General features: G+C 67.9%; 22 protein-coding genes and 1 tRNA gene. 11 read left to right on the top strand and 12 right to left on the bottom strand.

The annotated features are described in order from the left end of the window. Positions 1–32 precede the first annotated feature (32 nt). Positions 33–764, top strand: coding sequence for a 3-keto-5-aminohexanoate cleavage protein (locus tag ADBZ9K_RS18250; protein WP_526622960.1), 732 nt, complete (start codon positions 33–35; stop codon positions 762–764). Here ADBZ9K_RS18250 and ADBZ9K_RS18245 read toward each other — a convergent pair. Continuing rightward, entirely contained in the window at positions 754–1,221 is a 468-nt protein-coding gene (locus ADBZ9K_RS18245; protein WP_526622958.1) for a cupin domain-containing protein, read from the bottom strand. The two genes, ADBZ9K_RS18250 and ADBZ9K_RS18245, sit on opposite strands and share 11 nt — an antisense overlap. A gap of 264 nt (positions 1,222–1,485) precedes the next feature. On the opposite strand from ADBZ9K_RS18245, the gene ADBZ9K_RS18240 reads away from it, so the two are divergent. Both ADBZ9K_RS18240 and ADBZ9K_RS18235 read left to right on the top strand, forming a co-directional pair. Next, complete coding sequence (locus ADBZ9K_RS18240) at positions 1,486–1,893, top strand: RidA family protein (RefSeq protein WP_526622956.1); 408 nt, start codon at positions 1,486–1,488, stop codon at positions 1,891–1,893. A gap of 145 nt (positions 1,894–2,038) precedes the next feature. After that, positions 2,039–3,616 carry an ABC-F family ATP-binding cassette domain-containing protein gene (locus ADBZ9K_RS18235; protein ID WP_526622954.1) on the top strand — a complete coding sequence of 526 codons (1,578 nt, stop codon included), beginning with the start codon at positions 2,039–2,041 and terminating at the stop codon, positions 3,614–3,616. A 21-nt stretch (positions 3,617–3,637) separates the two neighbouring features. On the opposite strand, the gene ADBZ9K_RS18230 is transcribed toward ADBZ9K_RS18235, so the two are convergent. Continuing rightward, positions 3,638–4,864: an IS110 family RNA-guided transposase gene (locus tag ADBZ9K_RS18230; protein ID WP_526622953.1), complete on the bottom strand. Its 1,227-nt coding sequence runs from the start codon at positions 4,862–4,864 to the stop codon at positions 3,638–3,640. Between the two features lie 265 nt (positions 4,865–5,129). On the opposite strand from ADBZ9K_RS18230, the gene ADBZ9K_RS18225 reads away from it, so the two are divergent. Further along, positions 5,130–5,552, top strand: coding sequence for a hypothetical protein (locus ADBZ9K_RS18225; protein WP_526622952.1), 423 nt, complete (start codon positions 5,130–5,132; stop codon positions 5,550–5,552). A 4-nt stretch (positions 5,553–5,556) separates the two neighbouring features. Next, a complete protein-coding gene (locus ADBZ9K_RS18220; protein ID WP_526622950.1) occupies positions 5,557–6,156 on the top strand; it encodes a GNAT family N-acetyltransferase in 600 nt (199 codons plus the stop codon). Between the two features lie 33 nt (positions 6,157–6,189). Here ADBZ9K_RS18220 and ADBZ9K_RS18215 read toward each other — a convergent pair whose 3' ends face one another. Beyond that, on the bottom strand, positions 6,190–6,639 hold the full coding sequence (locus tag ADBZ9K_RS18215) for an Hsp20/alpha crystallin family protein (protein ID WP_526624203.1): 450 nt from the start codon (positions 6,637–6,639) through the stop codon (positions 6,190–6,192). A 164-nt stretch (positions 6,640–6,803) separates the two neighbouring features. Here ADBZ9K_RS18215 and ADBZ9K_RS18210 point away from each other — a divergent pair, with 164 nt between their 5' ends. Further along, entirely contained in the window at positions 6,804–7,412 is a 609-nt protein-coding gene (locus ADBZ9K_RS18210) for an LpqN/LpqT family lipoprotein (protein WP_526622948.1), read from the top strand. Here ADBZ9K_RS18210 and ADBZ9K_RS18205 read toward each other — a convergent pair. From ADBZ9K_RS18205 to ADBZ9K_RS18195, 3 genes are all read right to left on the bottom strand, one after another. Then, positions 7,405–8,292, bottom strand: a complete 888-nt coding sequence (locus tag ADBZ9K_RS18205; protein ID WP_526624201.1) for a winged helix-turn-helix transcriptional regulator — start codon at positions 8,290–8,292, stop codon at positions 7,405–7,407. The genes ADBZ9K_RS18210 and ADBZ9K_RS18205 overlap by 8 nt on opposite strands. Positions 8,293–8,360: 68 nt before the next feature. Beyond that, entirely contained in the window at positions 8,361–9,875 is a 1,515-nt protein-coding gene (locus ADBZ9K_RS18200; protein WP_526622946.1) for a carotenoid oxygenase family protein, read from the bottom strand. Further along, positions 9,865–11,115, bottom strand: coding sequence for an acetyl-CoA acetyltransferase (locus tag ADBZ9K_RS18195; RefSeq protein WP_526622945.1), 1,251 nt, complete (start codon positions 11,113–11,115; stop codon positions 9,865–9,867). Before ADBZ9K_RS18195 ends, ADBZ9K_RS18200 begins: the two co-directional genes overlap by 11 nt. Positions 11,116–11,341: 226 nt before the next feature. On the opposite strand from ADBZ9K_RS18195, the gene ADBZ9K_RS18190 reads away from it, so the two are divergent. Next, positions 11,342–12,025, top strand: coding sequence for an ANTAR domain-containing protein (locus tag ADBZ9K_RS18190; RefSeq protein ID WP_526622943.1), 684 nt, complete (start codon positions 11,342–11,344; stop codon positions 12,023–12,025). A gap of 11 nt (positions 12,026–12,036) precedes the next feature. Here the strand turns inward: ADBZ9K_RS18190 and ADBZ9K_RS18185 are convergent, their stop codons facing one another. After that, complete coding sequence (locus ADBZ9K_RS18185) at positions 12,037–12,630, bottom strand: CGNR zinc finger domain-containing protein (RefSeq protein WP_526622942.1); 594 nt, start codon at positions 12,628–12,630, stop codon at positions 12,037–12,039. A 99-nt stretch (positions 12,631–12,729) separates the two neighbouring features. Between ADBZ9K_RS18185 and ADBZ9K_RS18180 the strand changes: the two genes are divergently transcribed. The 3 genes from ADBZ9K_RS18180 to ADBZ9K_RS18170 all read left to right on the top strand — a co-directional run bounded on the left by ADBZ9K_RS18180 (position 12,730) and on the right by ADBZ9K_RS18170 (position 15,592). Then, positions 12,730–13,299: a TIGR03086 family metal-binding protein gene (locus ADBZ9K_RS18180; RefSeq protein WP_526622941.1), complete on the top strand. Its 570-nt coding sequence runs from the start codon at positions 12,730–12,732 to the stop codon at positions 13,297–13,299. Positions 13,300–13,315: 16 nt separating this feature from the next. Next, entirely contained in the window at positions 13,316–14,212 is an 897-nt protein-coding gene (locus ADBZ9K_RS18175) for a pyridoxamine 5'-phosphate oxidase family protein (protein ID WP_526622939.1), read from the top strand. Between the two features lie 138 nt (positions 14,213–14,350). Then, complete coding sequence (locus ADBZ9K_RS18170) at positions 14,351–15,592, top strand: ATP-grasp domain-containing protein (RefSeq protein WP_526622937.1); 1,242 nt, start codon at positions 14,351–14,353, stop codon at positions 15,590–15,592. Between the two features lie 29 nt (positions 15,593–15,621). On the opposite strand, the gene ADBZ9K_RS18165 is transcribed toward ADBZ9K_RS18170, so the two are convergent. The 3 genes from ADBZ9K_RS18165 to ADBZ9K_RS18155 form a co-directional block, all read right to left on the bottom strand. Beyond that, a tRNA-Arg gene (locus ADBZ9K_RS18165) sits at positions 15,622–15,694 on the bottom strand. A gap of 53 nt (positions 15,695–15,747) precedes the next feature. Beyond that, positions 15,748–15,888, bottom strand: coding sequence for a hypothetical protein (locus ADBZ9K_RS18160; protein ID WP_526622935.1), 141 nt, complete (start codon positions 15,886–15,888; stop codon positions 15,748–15,750). An 84-nt stretch (positions 15,889–15,972) separates the two neighbouring features. Further along, positions 15,973–16,806 carry an LLM class F420-dependent oxidoreductase gene (locus ADBZ9K_RS18155; protein WP_526622933.1) on the bottom strand — a complete coding sequence of 278 codons (834 nt, stop codon included), beginning with the start codon at positions 16,804–16,806 and terminating at the stop codon, positions 15,973–15,975. 106 nt (positions 16,807–16,912) lie between these two features. On the opposite strand from ADBZ9K_RS18155, the gene ADBZ9K_RS18150 reads away from it, so the two are divergent. Beyond that, positions 16,913–18,010, top strand: a complete 1,098-nt coding sequence (locus tag ADBZ9K_RS18150) for a carboxylate-amine ligase (protein ID WP_526624199.1) — start codon at positions 16,913–16,915, stop codon at positions 18,008–18,010. A gap of 10 nt (positions 18,011–18,020) precedes the next feature. Here the strand turns inward: ADBZ9K_RS18150 and ADBZ9K_RS18145 are convergent, their stop codons facing one another. Continuing rightward, a complete protein-coding gene (locus ADBZ9K_RS18145) occupies positions 18,021–18,764 on the bottom strand; it encodes an anti-sigma factor (RefSeq protein ID WP_526622931.1) in 744 nt (247 codons plus the stop codon). 10 nt (positions 18,765–18,774) lie between these two features. After that, positions 18,775–19,341, bottom strand: coding sequence for an RNA polymerase sigma factor (locus tag ADBZ9K_RS18140; RefSeq protein ID WP_526624197.1), 567 nt, complete (start codon positions 19,339–19,341; stop codon positions 18,775–18,777). Positions 19,342–19,349 lie beyond the last annotated feature (8 nt).

Raw genomic sequence — 19,349 nt, 5'->3', positions numbered from 1 at the left:
GAATCGGCGGCCGTGACGGGTGAAGATGGGCTATGCCCAACACCGTGTATCTGAAGGCTTGTATCAACGGCGCCCGCACGCCCGACCGATATCCCGGCCTGCCGGTGACGCCGGAGCAGCTGGCCGACGCCGCGGTGGCCGCGCACCGGGCGGGAGCCCAAGCGGTCCACCTGCACCCGAAGACCCCCGACGGGGTCGATTCGCTGGCACCCGAAGTGGTCGCCGCGGCGGTGACCGCGGTGCGCAGCGCGGCACCGGGGCTGCCGCTGGGCGTGACGACCGGATTCTGGGCGCTGCCCGATCAACAGGAACGTCGGCGGGCTGTCGAGTCGTGGACCGTGCTGCCCGATTTCGCCTCGGTCAACTGGCACGAGCCCGGTTCCCCCGAACTGGCCGAACTGCTGCTGAGCCGTGGCCTCGGGGTGGAGGTCGGGATCTTCCACGCTGAGGCCGCCGACTCGTGGGCGCAATCCGCGGTGGCCCCGCACTGTCTGCGGGTGATGATCGAACTGCAGGCCGACGGCGACACCGCCACCGCCGACGACCTGCTGGCCCGGATCCGCCGCGCCGACTCGCCCGCGCCGGTGCTGCTGCACGGGCTCGACGACAGCTGCTGGCCGCTGCTGCGCCACGCGGGCGTGCGCGGGCTGCAGACCCGCATCGGGTTGGAGGACACGCTAACCCTGCCGGATGGCTCGACCGCGCCGGGCAACGCTGAACTGGTCGCTGCGGCGGTGGACATCCTGGGGCAGGTCAGCCGGTAACGGGGTCCTCACGAGGCTCGTCGACGCCCAGCTCGAAGTCGGCGAAGTCGAAGCCGGGAACGACGATGCAACTCACCAGGGTCGGCTCGGTGTCCCGGGGACGGGCCCGCTGCCAGTGGCCTGGAGGAACCAGCAGCTGCGGCTGTTGCCCGTCACCGATATCAGGTCCTAGGACATGCGTTGTTGCGCTGTCGATTTCGCTTCCCACCTCGAGCAGCAGCGGGCTGCCCCGGTGGTACAGCCACAGTTCGGTGCTGCGCACGGTGTGCCACGCCGACTGCTGGCCGGGCAGCAGAACGAAGTAGATGGCCGTCCCGGCGCTGCGCGCACCGGTGTATTCCGGCGGCAGCGCCGACTCGCCGAGGACCAGCTCACTGCGCCAGGTCTCGCGGAAGTAGCCACCCTCCGGGTGGGGTCTCAGGTCGAGCTGCCGAACCCAGTCGGGAAGATCCGTCATCTGCCGTCCTCGATCGAAGTTCGCACCAGCCTAAATGCGAACAGTCGACGGTGACGGTGCAGGTGACGGCGGCGAAGGCGGACCGGCTTCAGGCGTGCCGTCCGTGTGCTCGGCATCGCACGTGTAATCGGTTCTCCCGCAACGAATGTCGACCGATTCACCATGGTGGCGGCAGCACCGCTTCGGGATCGGGGGCCCCAACCACGCCTAGACTGCAGCGGGACGGGGCGTGAGACGTGTGGAAAATCAACGGAAGGCGCAGCAATGACCAAGCCGATCGAGCGCATCAACCCACCGCAACTCTTCGACTCCACGCCGAACAGCCACTCGCAGGGCTCGGTCGTTGAATCCGGCAAGCTGGCCTTCTTTTCCGGCCAGATCGCGTGGAGTCCCGAACGCACGCAGGCGCCGGGCTCGCTGGCCGAGCAGGCGGCGATGGTGACCAACAACCTCCAGGTCTGCCTCGACTCCGTAGGCGCCGCACGAGACGACATCGTGATGGCGCGGGTCTACATCGTCGACCTCACACCGGACCGGCTCAATCAGGCATTTCCAGCGCTGCACGACTTCTTCGGCGAGGCCCAGCCGAGCCTCACCGGTATCGGCGTGCAGGCACTGGCCGGCCCGGACCTGCAGATCGAAATCGAGATGGTGGTCCGAGTCCCCTCCTGACCTGTCACGCCCGCGGAAAATCGGTTGCTCCTGCCGGTGACGCGCGGATAGCGTGGCCGTCGTTGCACTCCGGCAAGGAAGGGAAGGTCCCCGTCGTGGATCACAGCGTCGCTGCCTCGCCCGCTGCCGACCACACCGGAGACCCATGCCTACCGATTCTGCAATTACCCTGATCGATCTCGATTTCGTCTGGCCCGACGGCGCCGTCGCGCTTGACCATCTCAACGCCACCCTGTCCACCGGGCGCACCGGCTTGGTCGGCGCCAACGGCAGCGGAAAGTCCACGCTGCTGCGGCTGATCGCCGGTGAACTCAGGCCGACCGGTGGTCGGATCACCACCACCGGTGATGTCGCCTACCTGCCGCAAACGCTCACCCTCGGTGTGCACGCCTCGATCGCCGATGTGCTGGGGATCGGTGCGAAGCTGGCCGCGCTGCGTGCGATCGAGTCCGGCGCCGGAACCGAGCAGGATTTCGAGATTCTCGGCGAGGACTGGCAGATCGAGGCGCGCGCCGCGGACGCGCTGGCCGTCATCGGCTTCGACACCGCAGACCTGGACCGCACCGTCGGCCAGATCTCCGGTGGCGAGGCGATGCTGCTGGCCATCGCCGCCTTTCGGCTGGAGTACGCAGCCATCACGCTGCTCGACGAACCGACGAACAATCTCGACCGCGACGCCCGCGCTCGGCTGTTCGACCTCGTCGCCGACTGGCCGGGAACCCTCGTCGTCGTCAGCCACGATGTGGCCCTGCTGAACCGGATGGACACCACCGTCGAACTGCACGGCCACCGGCTGACCAGCTACGGCGGCGGATACGACCAGTGGCGCGCGCACCTGGCCACCGAGCAGGCGGCGGCCGCCCAGGCGGTCGCCACTGCCGAACAGGTGCTGCGGGTGGAGAAACGTCAACGCGCGGCCGCCGAGATCACACTGGCACGCCGGAATCGCCAGGCGCAGAAGGACTATGCCAACAAACGGGCGCCCAAGATCGTGATGAACAACTGGGCCTCGGCCGCCGAGGCATCGGCCGGCAAGCTCCGCGCAGCGCTCGACGACGCGATGGCCGCGGCCGCGCAGAACGTGCAGGCCGCCGAGGCCAGGCTCCGCGACGACCAACGGATCCGGGTCGACCTGCCCGACCCCGACGTGCCGGCCAGTCGCCGGTTGGCCGAATTGCCAGGCGCCCGTGGGCCGGTGGTGGTGATGGGTCCCGAACGCATCGGCATCGTCGGGCCCAACGGCATCGGCAAGACCGCGCTGCTGGAAGACCTGATCGGCGGCCGGGGCACCGGCCGGCTGCTCACCGACCGGGTGGGCTACCTGCCGCAGCGCATCGACGGCTTGGACGAGCAGGCCAGTGTCCTGGACAACGTGCAGGCGGCGGCGCCGGCGGCCGAGGCGGCGCTGGTGCGCACCCGGCTGGCCCGGTTCCTGCTGCGCGGTGCGGCCGTACACCGCCCGGTGGCCGATCTGTCGGGCGGCGAGCGGTTCCGGGTCGCGTTGGCGCGGCTGCTGCTGGCCGATCCGCCGCCGCAGCTGATCGTGCTCGATGAGCCGACGAACAACCTCGACATCGCCAGCGTGGACCAGCTCGTCGACGCCGTGGCCTCCTACCGCGGAGCGGTGCTCGTGGTGAGCCATGACGAGCAGTTCCTGGCCCGGCTCCATCTGGACCGGACGTTGTCGATGCGGTTGCCCGGTGTCCTGGACGAGGCGGGTTAGACATCCCAGGATCGGTAGTTGTCAAGCAGCTTGGGTGTCGGGTGCTGGTTGGCGGTGTGCCCAGGCTTTATGTTCGTCGTAGGTGGTGTGGTGGCGTAGGCAGCCGTGCAGGATGCCGACGAGGCGGTTGCCCAGAGCGCGGAGGGCTTGGTGGTGCAGGTTCCCGGCGGCGCGGTGTTGGTCGTAGAAGGCGCGGGCGCCAGGGCTGAGATTGAGAGTGCAGAATGCCCATTGGTCGATGGCGTCGTAGAGGCGGCGGTTGCGGACTTGGCGGGCCAGCACGGCACGTTTCTTGCCCGATGCGACGGTCAATGGTGATGTTCCGGCGTAGTTTTTGCGAGACTTGGCGGTGGTGTAGCGGTTCGGGTCGTCCCCGAATTCACCGAGCACCCGGGCGCCGAGGATGACACCAAGTCCTGGCAGGGAGCGGTAGATGTCGGCGTCCGGGTGTGTCTCAAAATGTGTCGCTAGTTCGGCTTCGAGGTCGACTATCTGGTGGTTCAGCTCGGCGATGATGGCCACTGCGGCGCGGGTGGTTGCACCGAACGCGGCGGTGACCGCGGCTGGCGCGGCGAGCTGTTCACGACGCAGGATCTCTTGAATCTGCAGTGCCCTGGTGTCGAGATTGCGTTGTCGCCCAGCAGCTTTGAGTGCTGATCTGATCTTGGATAAGCTCAGCCGTGCGGCCTCAACCGGAGTGGGAGCACGGCCTAGGATAGCCAGGGCGTCGCGGTCGGACAGATCCTCGAAGGCCTCCAACGCCGCGGGGTAGTATTCGCGCAACGCCGAACGCAGCGTGTTGGTGTTTCTGTTACGGGCCCAGATCAAGTTCTGGTGGCCACGCGCCAACACTTTGATTGCCTCCACGTCGGGGGTGTCTCCGGCGATCGGGCGGTGGTTGTGCCGGTCGGTGCGGACCAGATCGGCGAGGAGTTTGGCGTCCCCGGCGTCGGACTTCGCGCCCGAAACTTGATGGCGGTCACGGTAGCGCGCCACTGCGAGCGGGTTGACCGCGAACACCTCATATCCGGCCGCGGTCAGCGCTTCGACCCACAGGCCGCGATCCGTCTCGATGCCGATAATCACCTGGTCTGGCCCCTCGGCGTGAGCGGCCACCAGTTCGTGGAACCCGCGGATGCCCATTAGCCCCTCCGGGAGCCGGCGCGATGCAAGCTTGATCCCGTCGACGTCCATCAGGTGAACGTCGTGGTGGTCTTCAGCCCAGTCGTCTCCAACGAATATCGTCAAATCGCCTCCCTGCTCGATGTGCGTCGAACCAGTTCGAGCCGAAGGACACCCGGCGGCAACCTAATGGATCAGTGCTCGAAGCACGACACCCCATCAGCGCTACAGGCGACCTCACCAACCGGCTGGGGCACGATCTAACCCTAGAAGTCGAAAGCGCTTCAGGGCCTGCACAGTGCTCACCAGCCAGCGGCTCGGTGATCAGCCTCTCTCTGTCGGGCCTTCACCCGTCGAAGCCTCGCCGATCGGTTCCCATTAGGGTCTGACCATGGCACACCTGCGCGCGGGCTGGGTCGTCGTGCTGTGCGCGGCCGTCCTGGCCGTCAGTGCCTGGCTGCCCTGGCTGACGACGTCGGTGCAGGGCGGCGGGCATGCCAGTGCGATCGGCGGCACGATTGGCAGCATCGTGCTGCCGCCGCGGTTTGGCGGGGGCCAGCTGATCGTGTTGCTGGCCTCGGCGCTGATCGTCAGCGGTGCCATGGTGGCGCGCGGGCTGTCCCCGCGGCTGGCGGCGGGGGCCGCCGTGCTGATCTCGGTGCTGATCGGCGTGCTGACCTACTGGTACTACCACCTCAATGTCAGTCCGCCGGTGTCGGCCGGATACGGCTTCTACATCGGGGCGTCCTGCGCCGCCGGCGCGCTGGTGTCCTCGGTGTGGGTGCTGATCATCGCCCTGGCCCGCCGGAGGTGACCCGATGAGCCGATTCGTCGAACCGGCGACTCTGACCGGGCCGCAATGGGTTTCACTGGAACCGCTGGATGAGAGCCATGTCCCGGAGATCGCCGCGGCGGCCGCCGACGGCGACGTCGGTGCGCTGTGGTTCACCAGTGCGCCCACACCGGAGGCGGCCGCGGCCTGGGTGGCCAGGATGCAGGCGATGCAGCGCACTGACCAGGGCGTGACCTACGCGATCCGGCGTCGCCAGGACGCTGTCGTGGTCGGATCGTCGAGCTTCTTCCACGTCGACGCCGCGAACCGACGGCTGGAGATCGGCCACACCTGGTGTTCGGCGTCGGCCCGGCGCACCGGGGTCAACACCGAGACCAAGCTGGTCATGCTCTCCCACGCCTTCGACCAACTCGGCTGTGTCGCCGTGGAATTGCGCACCCACTTCTTCAACCACACCAGCAGGGCCGCTATCGAACGCCTCGGCGCCAAGCTCGACGGCGTGCTGCGCAGCCATCAGCTGCTGGCCGACGGATCGCGTCGCGACACCGTGGTCTACTCCATCCTGGACATCGAATGGCCGGCCGTGCGCAACAACCTGAGGTTCCGGCTCGGCCGCCACGGGTGACGGCCGAGCCGGAAGCGCCAATACCGTTGGGCCTTAGCCAGCGTCGACAGTCGTGGCCTCGATGTGCTTGCTGCCGCCGGAGTGGGCGACTTCGATACGGCGCGGCTTGGCCCGCTCGGCCAGCGGGATCGTCACCGTCAGCACGCCGTTCTCGTAGGTTGCGGAGATCTTCGCCGTGTCGATGCCCTCGCCGAGGGACAACTGGCGGCGATAGGTGCCGAAGAATCTCTCACTGCTCAGCCACTGCACCGAATCCGCCGAGCGCGCCGAACGGTGCGCGGTGAGGGTGAGGGTGCCGTTGTCGACGCTGACGTCGACCGATCCCGGGTCCACACCCGGGAGATCGGCGGTCAGCACGTAGTGGTCGTCGACCTTGTAGAGGTCCATCGGCATGAATCGGGGGCTGCGATCGGTTCCGGTCTGGCTGGTCAGCAAGCCCCGGGTCATGGCGTCGATGTCGCTGAACGGATCGAAGCGAAGCACAGTAATCACCTCCTGGATCGTTTAACGCAGGCCCGCCACCCTGGCGGGCAGCCTTTACTGTGCATCGCCAGGTTAGCACTCGAAGGTGGAGAGTGCTAACCCTTTTGGGCCGTGATCGCGCCCGTCACCGGTAGGCTGAGCCGGGCTTTCGGAGGGATTGAAGAGTGCGCAAAGTGATGGGACCGGCCTCGGCAGTGCTGGCGGCCGTGCTGGCGGTGGCGATCGCGGGCTGTTCGGAGGACGAGAAGCCGACCGCGGCCAAATGCGACGAGGTGTCGGCGCCGATGGTCGACATCCCCAGCCGCACCGACCAGGAACCGCGCCTGCGTATCCCGCAGCCGCAGGGCTGGGAGCGCACCACCAAGCTGGATTCGGAGACGATCCGGTTCGCCATCCGCGACCCCGCCCTGAGCTCGGATGGCTTCACCCCCAACGCCGTCGTCACGCTGCAGCAGGTGGGTGCCGACGTGGGCAAGCCGCAGCAGATTCTCGACGCCCAGAACCAGCAACTGGTGGCCAAACTGAAGGTCACCGACTTGAAGTCCACCCCGGCACAGGTGTGCGGCTCGATGGCGCAGACCACCACCTACACCGCCCCGGCGATGGGCAAGATTCCGGCGCGCAAGGCCACCTCGCTGGCCGCGGTCTACAAGGCCGGGAACGTCAACTACGTCACCACCCTCACGGTGCAGACCATCAAGGCCGACAACCCGACCTATGTCACCGATTCAGCGGCGATCGTCAAGGGATTCCAGATCCTTCCGCCTAAGTGACGGTCGCGCTGATCTGTCCGCCGACCAGTCGCTCGGCACACTGGTCGCACGCCAGTTCCCCGGTGAAATCGGTGCCGCAACCGTGATGGGTGATCATCAGCGCCGGTCCCTCTGGTGCCTGGAACCACCACTGGGCCCACTGCAGGGCGGCGATCAGGACCGGGAAGAAGGCGCGCCCCTTGTCGGTCAGTAGGTAGGCGGCCCGCTCCGGACCGGCGCGTTCGGCCGGTGCGGTGGTGAACACGCCGATGGCGCAGAAGGTATGCAGCCGCTCGGCCAGCAGGCTCGGCGGCGCCCCCAGCTGGGTCTGGAAGTCGGTGAAGCGAGTGGTCCCCAGGAAGGCGGCCACCAGCAGCGCGGCTGCCCAGCGGTTGCCGAACACGCTCATCGTCTCGGGGAACAACCCCCCCTGCCGACCCGCCGCATCCGACTCCGAACGCCGACGCGTCGACGCCGCCGGAGCGCAGCGCTCCCACGCCCCGCTCGGGCCGAGCCCCATGGCCACGTCGACGTCGCTCACCGAAGCTTGACATGCATTGCAGCGCAACAACGGTGCGAACAGCGAACCGCACTCATCGTGGTGCATGGCGGGCAGTGCTTCCCGGTGCTCGGTGACCCAGTTGCGTTCCCAATCCCAGATCGCCAGCAGGGTCGGCCACAGCGACCGACTGCGCCCGGTGGTCAGGTACTCGGTGCGCGCCCGGGTCGAGGCATGCACCTTGCGGGCCAATAACCCGTCGGTGACGAGGCTACCCAGCCTGCTGGTCAGCACCGAGTTGGAGATCGGCAACCGCGCCATGAACTGGCTGTAGCGGTTCGACCCGAGCAGCGCCTGCTGGATGATCAGCAGATTCCACTCATCGCCGAGCAGGCCGAGCATACGTCCGATGGCGTTGGGACCCTCCGGTGCCAGAACGGTCGGCACCTCGGCGTCGATGAGTTCGACCACTACAGCCCGATCGCCTGGGCGGCTGAATCGGCGGTGCGCCAGCGCCGCAGCGCGTCACCGGCCACCCACGTCGAGTGGGTGCCGCTGGAAATCCGTTCCGGCAGTTGGAGTTTGCACACCGGGCCGTCCTCGAGCCGGGCGGCGTCGAACACCAGGCAGTACGACGCATCGGCGGCCATGTCGGTGGTCAGGGTGACCAGGTATCCGTCGTCCTCCGCGCGGCTGCCGACCCGCGGCGCCATGGCCGTCTCACTGCCGTACACCCCGTCGCCGAAGGAGATCCGCTGCTCGGCTCCGGTGTGCACGTCGTGACGCACCAGTCCGTCGAACAGGAACCAGCCGGGCTTTCCAGTGGCGGCATAGGCGTAACGGTAGGGCTCACCGGTGTAGCCGGCGTTGATCATCCCGAACTCGGTGATGCTGTCGGACAACGGTTCCTCGGTGAGCCCGCCGGTGACGAGGTTGAGCCGCCACCGGTGTAGCCGGGCCTGCATCCGGTCCAGCGCCAGGAACCGGAACGCCCGCTGCCACTTGGAGCCGGTGCCGTTGTCCGCAGGTTCGGGATCACCCTGGAAGAAGCCGTCCAGCACGATCTCGTCGCCGTCCTCGTAGGCGTTGACGAAATGCAACACGAACGTCGGATCGGCTTCGAACCACTGGATCTGGCCACCCCCGCGGCGGGGCAGCACCGCGAACCGGGACGGCATGTCGCGGTGGAAGCGGGCGACGTGCAGGTCGCGCTCGAGCAATTCGGGATCCCAGAACAGTGGAAAGTCGTTGAGAATGGCGTAGTTCCGGGTGAACGCCATGTCGTGGGGCAGCCGCGGGCCGGGCAGCGGGACGTCCACGTAGTGCACCAGATCGTTGTTGTCGTCGACCACCCCGTAGTGCAGATAGGGCGCCGACTTCGAGTAGTTGAAGAACAGCATCTCGCCGGTGCGCTCGTCGACCTTGGGATGCGCCGAGACGCCCCAGTCCGTCGGGAACCCGCCGTTCCAGGTCTCCTTGCCCAGTGTCTCGCCGGAGTACGGGTCGACACGGTAGAGGTCGCCGCACTGATAGAAGCTCGTCAACGCGGTGCCCCGATGCACCACCACATCGGTGCTCGAGGCGTCCTTGAGCAGCGTGCGCGCACCCCAGCCATGGTCGACCTTCGCCAGCGACAGCGGCTCGGCCAGCCCCGGCCACAGCGGGCCGCCGGCGGCATTCTCGGCCGCAAAGGCATCGGTGCGGACAAAACGGTTGCGGTAGAACGCCTTTCCATCGCGGAAGCCGACAATATGCAGCATGCCGTCGCCGTCGAACGGGTGATAGGCCTTGAGCGCCGGATGCAGCGGGTTCTCGGTGTTGCGCAGGTACACCCCGTCGAGGTCGGCGGGCAGTTCGCCCTCGACGACGGTGATGTCGTCGGCCCGCCACTCGGTGGTCTGCGGCCGCCACGGCCCGGTGCGGTAGGGATGGTCGTCGTCCTCGGGCAGGGTGGACAGGAATTTGCCGACGATCTCAGTGTCCATGCCCGAGCCCCATCAAGCCGTCCTCCGGCGTCGCGATGACGAAACTGACTGTGGTGGCGGTACTCCCGCCGAAGTTGAGGGTGCCGAACCGGCGGGCACCCTCGACCTGGTAGTCCCCGGCGACACCGCTGACCTGTTTGGCCGCGTCGAGCATCATCCGGATGCCGGAGGCGCCCACCGGATGGCCACCGCCGATCAGGCCACCGCTGGGATTGATGGGCAGGCGGCCACCGATCTCGATCTCGCCGTTCTCGATCGCCTTCCACGACTCGCCCGGACCGGTCAGGCCGATGTGGTCGATGGCCAGGTACTCGCTGGGGGTGAAGCAGTCGTGTACCTCGAAGCCGGCGACGTCGTCGAGGCTGACTCCGGCGCGGCCGAACGCGTCGTGAACGGCTGCCCGCACGTGCGGCACGACGTAGGGATTGCCGGCGTCGCGGTCCAGCTTCTGTCGCAGCCCCAGGCCGACGGTGCGGTGTCCCCAGCCTTCGATCAGGCCGATCGGGCGCACCCCGGGGTGGTCGCGCAGGAAGTCGTCGTTGACCAGCACGACACCGGCGCCGCCGTCGGTCATCTGGCTGCAGTCGTACCGGCGGATGCGGCCCTCGACGGGCGGGTTGACCGCGTCGTCGCCACCGCGGGCGGCCAGGTCAGGCACCTGCCAATCGCGGGTCTGGGCGTTGGGGTTGCGCCGGGCGTTGGCGAAGTTCACTGCCGCGATCGCATGCAGGTGGGCATCGTCGATGCCGAACCGCCGGTCGTATTCGTCGGCAACCTCGGCGAACATCGACGGCCACAGGAATGTCGCGTCGGCACCCTCGTGGCCGGTCCACGCCGCGGCGCCGAGATGCTGGGCCGCGGTGTCGCCGGGCACCGTCTTCTCCAGCTCCAGCCCGATGACCAGCGCCGTGCGGTAGTTGCCCGCCCGCAGGTCGGCCATCGCCGCCAAGGCTGCCACGCTGCCCGATGCGCACGCCGCCTCGTGCCGGGTCGCCGGGGTATCCCACAGGCCGCTGTGCACGGTGGCGGGCATGGCGCCCAGGTGGCCCTGGCGGGCGAACATCTCGCCGAAGGCGTTGGCGACGTGGACCACCTCGATATCGGCCGCATCGATCATCGACTCGGCCAGGGTGAGGTCGACGACTTCGCTGGTCAGCGCCGCGAAGTCGCGGCCCTCGCGGGTGAGATTGCGCGCGAAATCGCTCTGGTAACCACCGAGAATCCAGACGTTGCCTGCCACAGCGCCGAAGTTACTACAGCTAAGAGAGTGGCGGGCCCGAATCGGGCGAGTGGACCCGTGAGGGCGGTCCCGCCGGCTCGCGGTCTGAACCGACAGGACCTCGGCAGGGCGTGGGTGTCGACCACCGCGCCCGCCTGCTGCGCAGCATGCCCCGCTCGCCAATCCACAAACGTCCCGCTGGCCACAGGTTGTCATCAATGTTGCGGATTGGGGAACACTGGGGGACATGACCTCGCGCGATCACGGACTTGCGGTGCAGATGGCGGAGCTCGCCCGCGCCACCGCGCCGCCCCGAAGCCTCGACGATGTGCTCGCGGGGGTGACCGCCGCGGCGACGGAGATGATCCCCGGTACCGACACTTGCGGGGTGCTGCTGATCGGCAAGGGCGGCAAGTTCGAGTCACTGTTCGGCACATCGGACTTGATCTACAAGCTCGACGCGTTGCAGGAGCAGTGCGGAGAGGGACCGTGTATCGAGGCCGCCATCGATGAGCTGATCGTGCGCACCGACGACTTCACCACCGAGCGGCGCTGGCCCAAGTACAGCCAGGCGATGACCGAGCTCGGGGTGCGCAGCGGACTGTCGTTCAAGCTGTACACCAGCGCGACGACGGCGGGCGCGCTGAATCTGTTCGGCTTGCAGCCCAACGCCTTCGACGGTCAGTCGGAGGCGGTCGGGTCGGTGCTGGCGGCCCATGCCGCCTCGGCGATCATTGCCAGCCGGCACGGCGAGCAGTTGGAATCGGCCCTCAATACCCGCGACATCATCGGCCAGGCCAAGGGCGTGATCATGGAGCGTTTCCAGGTCGACGCGCTGCGGGCGTTCGAGATGCTGCGTGAGCTGTCCCAGACCACCAATGTGCGGCTGGTGGACATCGCCGCCCGGGTGGTCGAAACCCGGGCGGACTGACCGCGCGGTAGTCAGCCGGAGCGGTGGCGCTGGTAGTGGCGGGCCACCCGCGTCCGGTTGGCACAGATGTTCTGGGTGCAGAACTTACGGCGGGCGTCCGAGGCGACGAAAATCATGCTGCAGGTTGGGTTTTGGCATCGGCGCAGACGTTCGGCGGCCGGTCCGACGAGAAGATCGATGAGGCTCTCGGCGGTTGCTGCCAGCGCGAGCGCGTAGGGCCGATCGGCAGGCGCTTGCCCGAGTGTGACGGCGGTCCATCCTGCTGGGGTCTGAACCAGCCGGCGGCGGGAGGTCACACCGGCTGCGACGTCGTTGATGCAGTCGACCGCCACTGGGTCGGCTTCGGTCCCGGCGACGCGCGCGTCGAGGATGTGCCGGATCGCGCGCCGAAGCTCGACGGTGGGCGCCAATGGCGGTGGCGGCGAGGCCGGTAGCCGGTCTTGCTGCAGACCCCACCACAGCCGGCAGGTGGCCTCGTCGGGAAGAAGGTCGGCATTCGGATCGCGACTGGTGATGATCGTGTCTGCCAAGTCGACGGCCAACGGCTCTCCCGCGACCGGGAAGCCAGCCGCCTGCGCCCTGTCCAGCCGTGATCCGGCATCCACCGCTCTAATGCTATCAGTCAGTTGACACCGTTAGGGCATCCGAGGTAGACATCTAACGTCAGAAGTAACTAATAAGCGTTAGATAATGGAAGGATCCCGATGAGCTCGCTGGACCTACTGCACCGTGCCGATCGTCGCCTGATCAGCCTTTCCGCCGCCCTCGATACGTCCGACTTGGACCTCCCCAGCCCGTGTTCCGGGTGGAGCGTGCGGTCGCTGCTGAGCCATACCGTCGCCTCGATCGATGCCTTTGCCGCAGCCGTCGACGGCGGCAGTGGCCCCACCGAAGCGGAGCTGTTCAGCGGCGCCGACATCCTCGGCTCCACGCCGCTGGCAGTGGTGGAGCGGTCCGTCGAACGCTCGCAGCGGGCCTGGGCAACAGTCACCGAGTGGGCGCTTCCTGTCACCACCGTTCTGGGCGCGATGCCAGCCGAGCAGGCCGTTGGCATCATCACCTACTCCACCCTCATCCACAGCTGGGACCTTGCGGTGGCCATCGATCGACCGGTCGAGTTCGACGAGGCCGAGGCCGAGCTGGCCGAGGCGGTGGGTTCACAGCTCGTCCCGGCGCTGCGACCGCAGAACCTCTTCGGCCCCGCGGTCGAATCGGGTGCCGCGGCCACCGCCACCCAACGCGTTGTGGCATTCGCCGGCCGCAACCCCCTGTAACGGACGCACCGAGTACATGACGAACGAAGATCGGCCCGCCGCTGTGGGATTCCACAGCGGCGAGCTGGCCGTCCAGACTCGCGCCGGGGTGCGCACCCGCGCCGAGCAACTGGCTCCGATGGCCGCCCGCGGTGAGCTGCGCCCGGCGAGCGCCGAATTTCTCGCCGCCGCACGGCTGGCGGTCCTGACGGCACGCGATACCGCCGGCCGGCTGTGGACCTCACCGGTGTTGGGGCAGCCCGGCTTCCTCACCGCGGTGACACCGACCACGCTGCGCATCGACAGTGGACCACCGCCCGCGGACCCGCTGCACCGACTGCCGGGAGGCCAGCCTGCCGGCGTGGTGGTGATGAACTTCGCCACCCGGCGACGCTTTCGCGTCAACGGCCTGCTGCACCGCACCGACTCGGACGGGCTGCAGATCGAGGTCGACCAGGCCTACGGCAACTGCCCGAAGTACATCGAGCCCCGACTGCTGGGCCTGCCCGCCGGGGTGTCGGGACCCGACCGCACACCGGTCTTCTCTGGAACCGGCTTGCGCCTCGAGGACCACAGGCTCATCGAGGGCGCAGACACCTTCTTCCTCGGGACCACCCATCCCGCCTCCGGCAGCGACGCCTCCCATCGCGGCGGGCCGGCCGGGTTCGTGCGCATCGAACACGACCGGCTGTGGTGGCCCGACTATCCCGGCAACAACATGTTCAACAGCCTCGGCAATCTCGCGGTCGACCCGAGCGCAGCGTTGCTGTTCCTCGATTTCGGCACGGGCACAACGCTGCAACTCTCCGGTACCGCCGCGCTCACGTGGGACGACGAGCCGGTTGACGACGGGCAGTCGACGGGGCGGGCGGTGGTGTTCACACCGCAGCGTGTCGTGGTCACCGAGGTCGTGGGGTGGAACGCGCGACCGTAACCGCCGTAGTGCCCGGGATCGCGTCAGTGAGACGCCGCCGGTCGGGGCAGCCCAGTCGGACATTCCGTTCGAATTGCCCGACCGGGCCGTTCGTCGTACCTTGCTCCCTGCGTAATCCGTCGACTTCGGGGGTGGCCAATGGCCGGCAGGGCGCTGTTGCTCATCGACCCGTTCCCGAGCGCGAAATACCTGTCGGAGAGTTTCAAGGCGCTAGGGATTCAGACCACTGCGGTGTACACGGCAGCCGACCTAGGGACACTGCAGCCCTATCTGAGGCCTCGTCCGGAGTATTTCGACGAACAGATCATGGCGGGTTCGCGTGAGGTGGACGACATCCTGGCCGCCGTTGGTTCTCGAAGCTTCGACTATGTCGTGAACGGGTACGAAGGCGTGGTTGATGTCGCCGACCGGATTGCCCTGAGTCTGACCCCGCAGCTGTGCAACGATCCGGCGACGTCGGGCACTCGGATGGACAAGCTCCTGATGCACGAAGCTGTCGCCGGCCAAGGGCTGCCGCATATTCGCCAACAACGGATCCTGCCGAACGAGGCGGGTATCGATGACGATCAGCTCGCCGATCTGCGCTGGCCGTGTTTCATCAAGCCGTCCCGCGGGGCGGGATCCAAGGGCGTTGCGAAGCTCAACAATCGCGCCGAGTTGGATTCCTACCTGACGAACATTGAACCTGCTGAATTGCTGGTCAACGACGACGGCGCGATGACGTTTCTGTTGGGTGAGTTCGTGGAGGGGCGGGAATACTTCGTCGATACGTTCTCCCGCAACGGTATTCACTTCATATCCTCGATCCAGCGGTACTGCAAGTTACTGGTCGACGGCAGCCCGATGTACCGCTACGCGGAGTTGGAGACCAGTCAGGAATTGGCCGATGTCCTCTCCGAGTACGTCCGGGGCGTCCTGAGCAGTGTGGGGATGGCCAACGGGTTCGCCCACACCGAGGTGTTCGTCAGGGACGATGGCACACCGGTCCTGATCGAGGTGAACCCGCGTGCCAGCGGTGCCATGGGACTCCCGAACCGCCTTGTCACGTTCGAGGGTCGAATGTCGCAGCCCGAACTGCTCAGTGCCGTCTTGTTCGAGAACTATCGCGAGACGACGTATGTACCGCCGGACTGCACGCACGGCCGGTTGCTGTGTTTGTTCCACTTCTCCGACCAACCGTTGCCGGATCTGGTGCCGGTGCTGGAGCGCTTCACCAGCGTGGAGTCGGTCCATCAGATGGCACCGACCGGCCATGTTCACAAAGAGCCCCCGCGGTCGCTGCTGGAGTGTGTGGCGATGGTGGTGTGCCGCTCAGATGATCCGCAGCGGATGGTCGAGGAGTCAGACGAAATCCTGCAGCAAGACCTGGTGGGTTGGTAGCGAGGCGTTGGCGCAGCGTGATACCTGAGTGCCCCCGGCAGGATTCGAACCTGCGACACCGGCTTTAGGAGAGCCGTGCTCTATCCCCTGAGCTACGAGGGCGGACCGGCTGGCAGCTTACCGTGCCACGCGGCGCACCTCCGTCGTCGCCGAGGTTAGTGGGTCACCCTGTCGGTGCCGTTGAGCACGATCAGGGGGCAGTGGCCGTGCGCGGGCGCGGCCTTGGGGTAGTCCTTGCGTAGCCAGGACGCCACCCGCCGCGAGGTGTCCGCGGCCACCAACCGGACGTTAATCATGGTCGCCTCCGTTTCGGGAGCAGGATAGGTCGCGGTGTGATACCTGAGCTGATACCCGGCTCACGGCCGGGCAAACCCGGCCGCTCACCGCAATTCGGCGATGACCTTGGCGAAGTACTCCGCGTGGTAATCCTGCACGGTGAAATAGGTGATCCCGTACCGGTCCCGGCGTTCCCGCAGGGTGGCGGCGATGTCGCGGGGTGTGCCGGTCAGCACGGTCGGCAGCGCCAGCAGCTGCTCCTCGGTGGCATCCGGGGCATATCCGCGGGTGAGCGCCAGATCCGGGACGCCCGACGAATCGGTCGGCACCCCGGTGATGGCGATGTTGAGCTCGAGATCGGCGAACCGGTCACCGGCGGCGGCGCGGACGAACTCAATGCGCTCGGCCAGCGGGTCGTGGTCGGGGTATTCCGGCACCCCGCCGCCGGTCAGCCCGATGATGTCGGCGTGCTGGGCCGCAATCCGCAGCACCCGGTCACCGTTGCCGGCGATCAGGATCGGGATCGAGGGAGCGGTCTGCTTGAGGTACTCGGTGGTGTGCCGGAGGTGGTCGACGCGCTGCCCGGCGCTCGGATAGGCCATCTCGGCGGCTTCGAACTCCTCCCGCACGTACCCGGTGCCCAGCCCGAGGTCCAGCCGGCCCTCGGTCAGCACGTCGACGGCGACGGCATCGCGGGCCAGCAGCGCCGGCTTGTAGAAGGCCGCGTTGATCACGAAGGTGCCCACCCGCATGGTCTTGGCGGCCTCGGCGGCAGCCACCATGGTGGGGAACGGCGCAGGGACGCCGAAGCGCCCCAGATGGTCGGGCACATGCAAAACGTCGAAGCCCAGATCCTCGAAGCGGCGCACCGTCTCGCGCAGCCGCGGTGCGGACTTGACTGAGCGCACACCGATGCCGAAGCGGAAGTCTCTGCTCATGGCCGGATGGTAGGGCCGCAGCGGTGCGCACCGACAGCGCAGGTCTCGCTGCGTGGCACCGGGCGACACCGGGTTTGGCCAGGGTCGGGGGCGGGCATCCCTGGTGATCGTGAATCCTCCCAGCGTCGGCGTGGAGGAGGAGTTCCTTCTCGTCGACCCCAGCACCGGTGACCCCGTTGCTCTCAACGACGACGTCGCCCGCTACGCGGCAGCCAGCGGCGTCGACCTCCAACTGGAACTGACCACCTGCCAGGTCGAGACGGCCACCGACGTTGCCCACACGAGTGCGCAACTGCGACAACAGATCACACAACTGCGCCAGGTCGCGGCCGAGGCCGCCGAGAAGGCCGGTGCCCGGCTGCTCGCGGTCGGCCTGCCCCCGACGGTGCCGCACAGCTTCCCAATCACCGACACCCCGCGCTACCGCGCCATCGGCGAGCGGTTCGGCATGATCGCCCACGAGCAAGGCATCTGCGGCTGTCACGTGCACGTGGAGGTCCCCGACCGCGACACCGCCATCGCCGTCAGCAATCGACTGCGCCCCTGGCTGCCGCTGCTGCTGGCGCTGACCGCCAACTCGGCGATCTACCGCAGCGCCGACTCCAGCCACGCCAGCTGGCGCAGCGTGCTGTGGGGCCGCTGGCCCAGCGCCGGGCCGCCACCGCACTTCGAGTCCACCGAGCACTACGACGCCACGGTGGCGATGATGATCGACGCCGGGGCGATGCTCGACGACGGCATGGTCTATTGGGATGTGCGCCCGTCCAACAAGTTCCCCACGGTGGAGATCCGGGTCTCCGACGTGCCCGCCACCGCCGCCGAGACGGTGTTGCTGGCCACCCTGACCCGGGCGGCGGTGATGACGGCGCTGGCCGCCGAGCAGGCCGGTGCGCCGGCCCCCCGCATCGATGACCACGTGTTGCGGGCCGCGTATTGGAAGGCCGCCCACGACGGGTTGGACGGTCAGGCCATCGACGTGATCGAGGGCTGGGCGACCGCCCCGACGCCGCGGGTGCTGGCCAAGTGGCTGCGGTTGTTGCAGCCGGCGTTGATCGAACTCGGCGACGACGAATGGGTGCACGCGGAGATGGGTCGGCTGTTGCGCGAGGGCAACGGGGCGATGCGTCAGCGGGCGGCGTGGCGGGAGCGCCACGACATCGCCGACGTCGTCGCCACCGCCGCCGACGCTACGCTGCAGACCTGATCAGGCCTGATCAGGACAGCGGCAGCTCGGCGACCACCTGGCCGGTCGGCTCGGTGGAGCCGGTTCCCGGTTCGACGGTGAACTTCAATGCTTTCGAGTTGCCCAGGTCGGGCAACACCGCGGTGGTCGAGGGAGTGACCGCCTTGTCGTCCATCGTCCCGGCCGAGGTCTGCCCGCTGTCACTGACCAGCCACATCTGGTAGACGGTGCCCGGAGCCGGCTTCGGCACGTCGTTCATCACCAGCACACCGGCGTTCTTCTCCCGGGAGAACACCACCGTCGCGGTGCCGCCGCCGGGGATGGCCCCGGAGACGGTGTGCACGTCGGGTGCGGCGAACACTTGCTGCGCGGTCGAGGGCGGCGCCGAATCGGGCCGCATCGACAGGCCGACGCCCACGGCGCCGAGGCCGACCACCAGCGCCGCGGCGGCCGACAGCACCGCCGTGCGCCAGCGCCGGTTGGCGGGCTCCGGGCGGGCGGTGGGCAGGGCCCGCACGTTGTCGTCGGCCACCGCGGACAGCAGCCGCTGGCGCAGCTCGGACGGCGGTTCGGCGGCGCTTCCCGAGGAGACGACTGCCATCGTCTCGCGCACGGCCCGCACCTCGTCGTAGAACGCGTCGGCTTCCTGCCGGTCGGCATGGGCCAGCTGGGCCTCGATCTGTTCGCGCTCGGCATCGGACACCGCATGCAGCGCATAGGGAACGGCCAGTTCCAGCAGGTCTCCGGCCGCGGAGCCGTCGTGTGGTTGAGTCATCGCGGCACCCTCATCGCACACCCAGGCAATTCCGTAGGCCGCGAAGCGCGTCGCGCATCCGCGACTTCACGGTGGCCAGGTTCGCCGCCAGCCGCTCCGATACCTGCACGTAGGTCATGCCCTGGTAGTAGGCCAGCTCGATGCACTCGCGTTGGACCTCGGTCAGGCCGTCCAGGCAGGTGGCCACCTGACGCCGTTCGTCCTCGCCGATCACCGCGTCGGCAACGTGGTCGGTCGGGGTTTCCACCGTTGCCGCGCCGTAGCGCGACTCCCGCTGTGAGGCGGCCTGCTCGGACCGCACCCGGTCCACGGCACGGCGGTGGGCCAGCGTCAACAGCCATGCCAGGGCACTGCCCGAGGCAGGGTCATAACTCTCGGCGGTGCGCCACAGCTGAAGGTAGACATCCTGGGTCGTTTCCTCGCTGTAGCCCTGATCGCGCAGCACCCGGGTGACCAGGCCATAGACCCGTGAGCGGGTGGCGTCATAGAACGCGGCGAAGGCGTCGGCATCCCGCTGAGCCACCCGGCGCAGCAGGGCGTCGAGATCGGCGGTGGTGGTCAACGCCGCCGTCCGCATGTTGTCGC

It is taken from the genome of Mycobacterium sp., from assembly GCF_965229265.1.
Classification (GTDB): Bacteria; Actinomycetota; Actinomycetes; order Mycobacteriales; family Mycobacteriaceae; genus Mycobacterium.
This window is presented reverse-complemented; position numbering and strand designations above follow the sequence as displayed.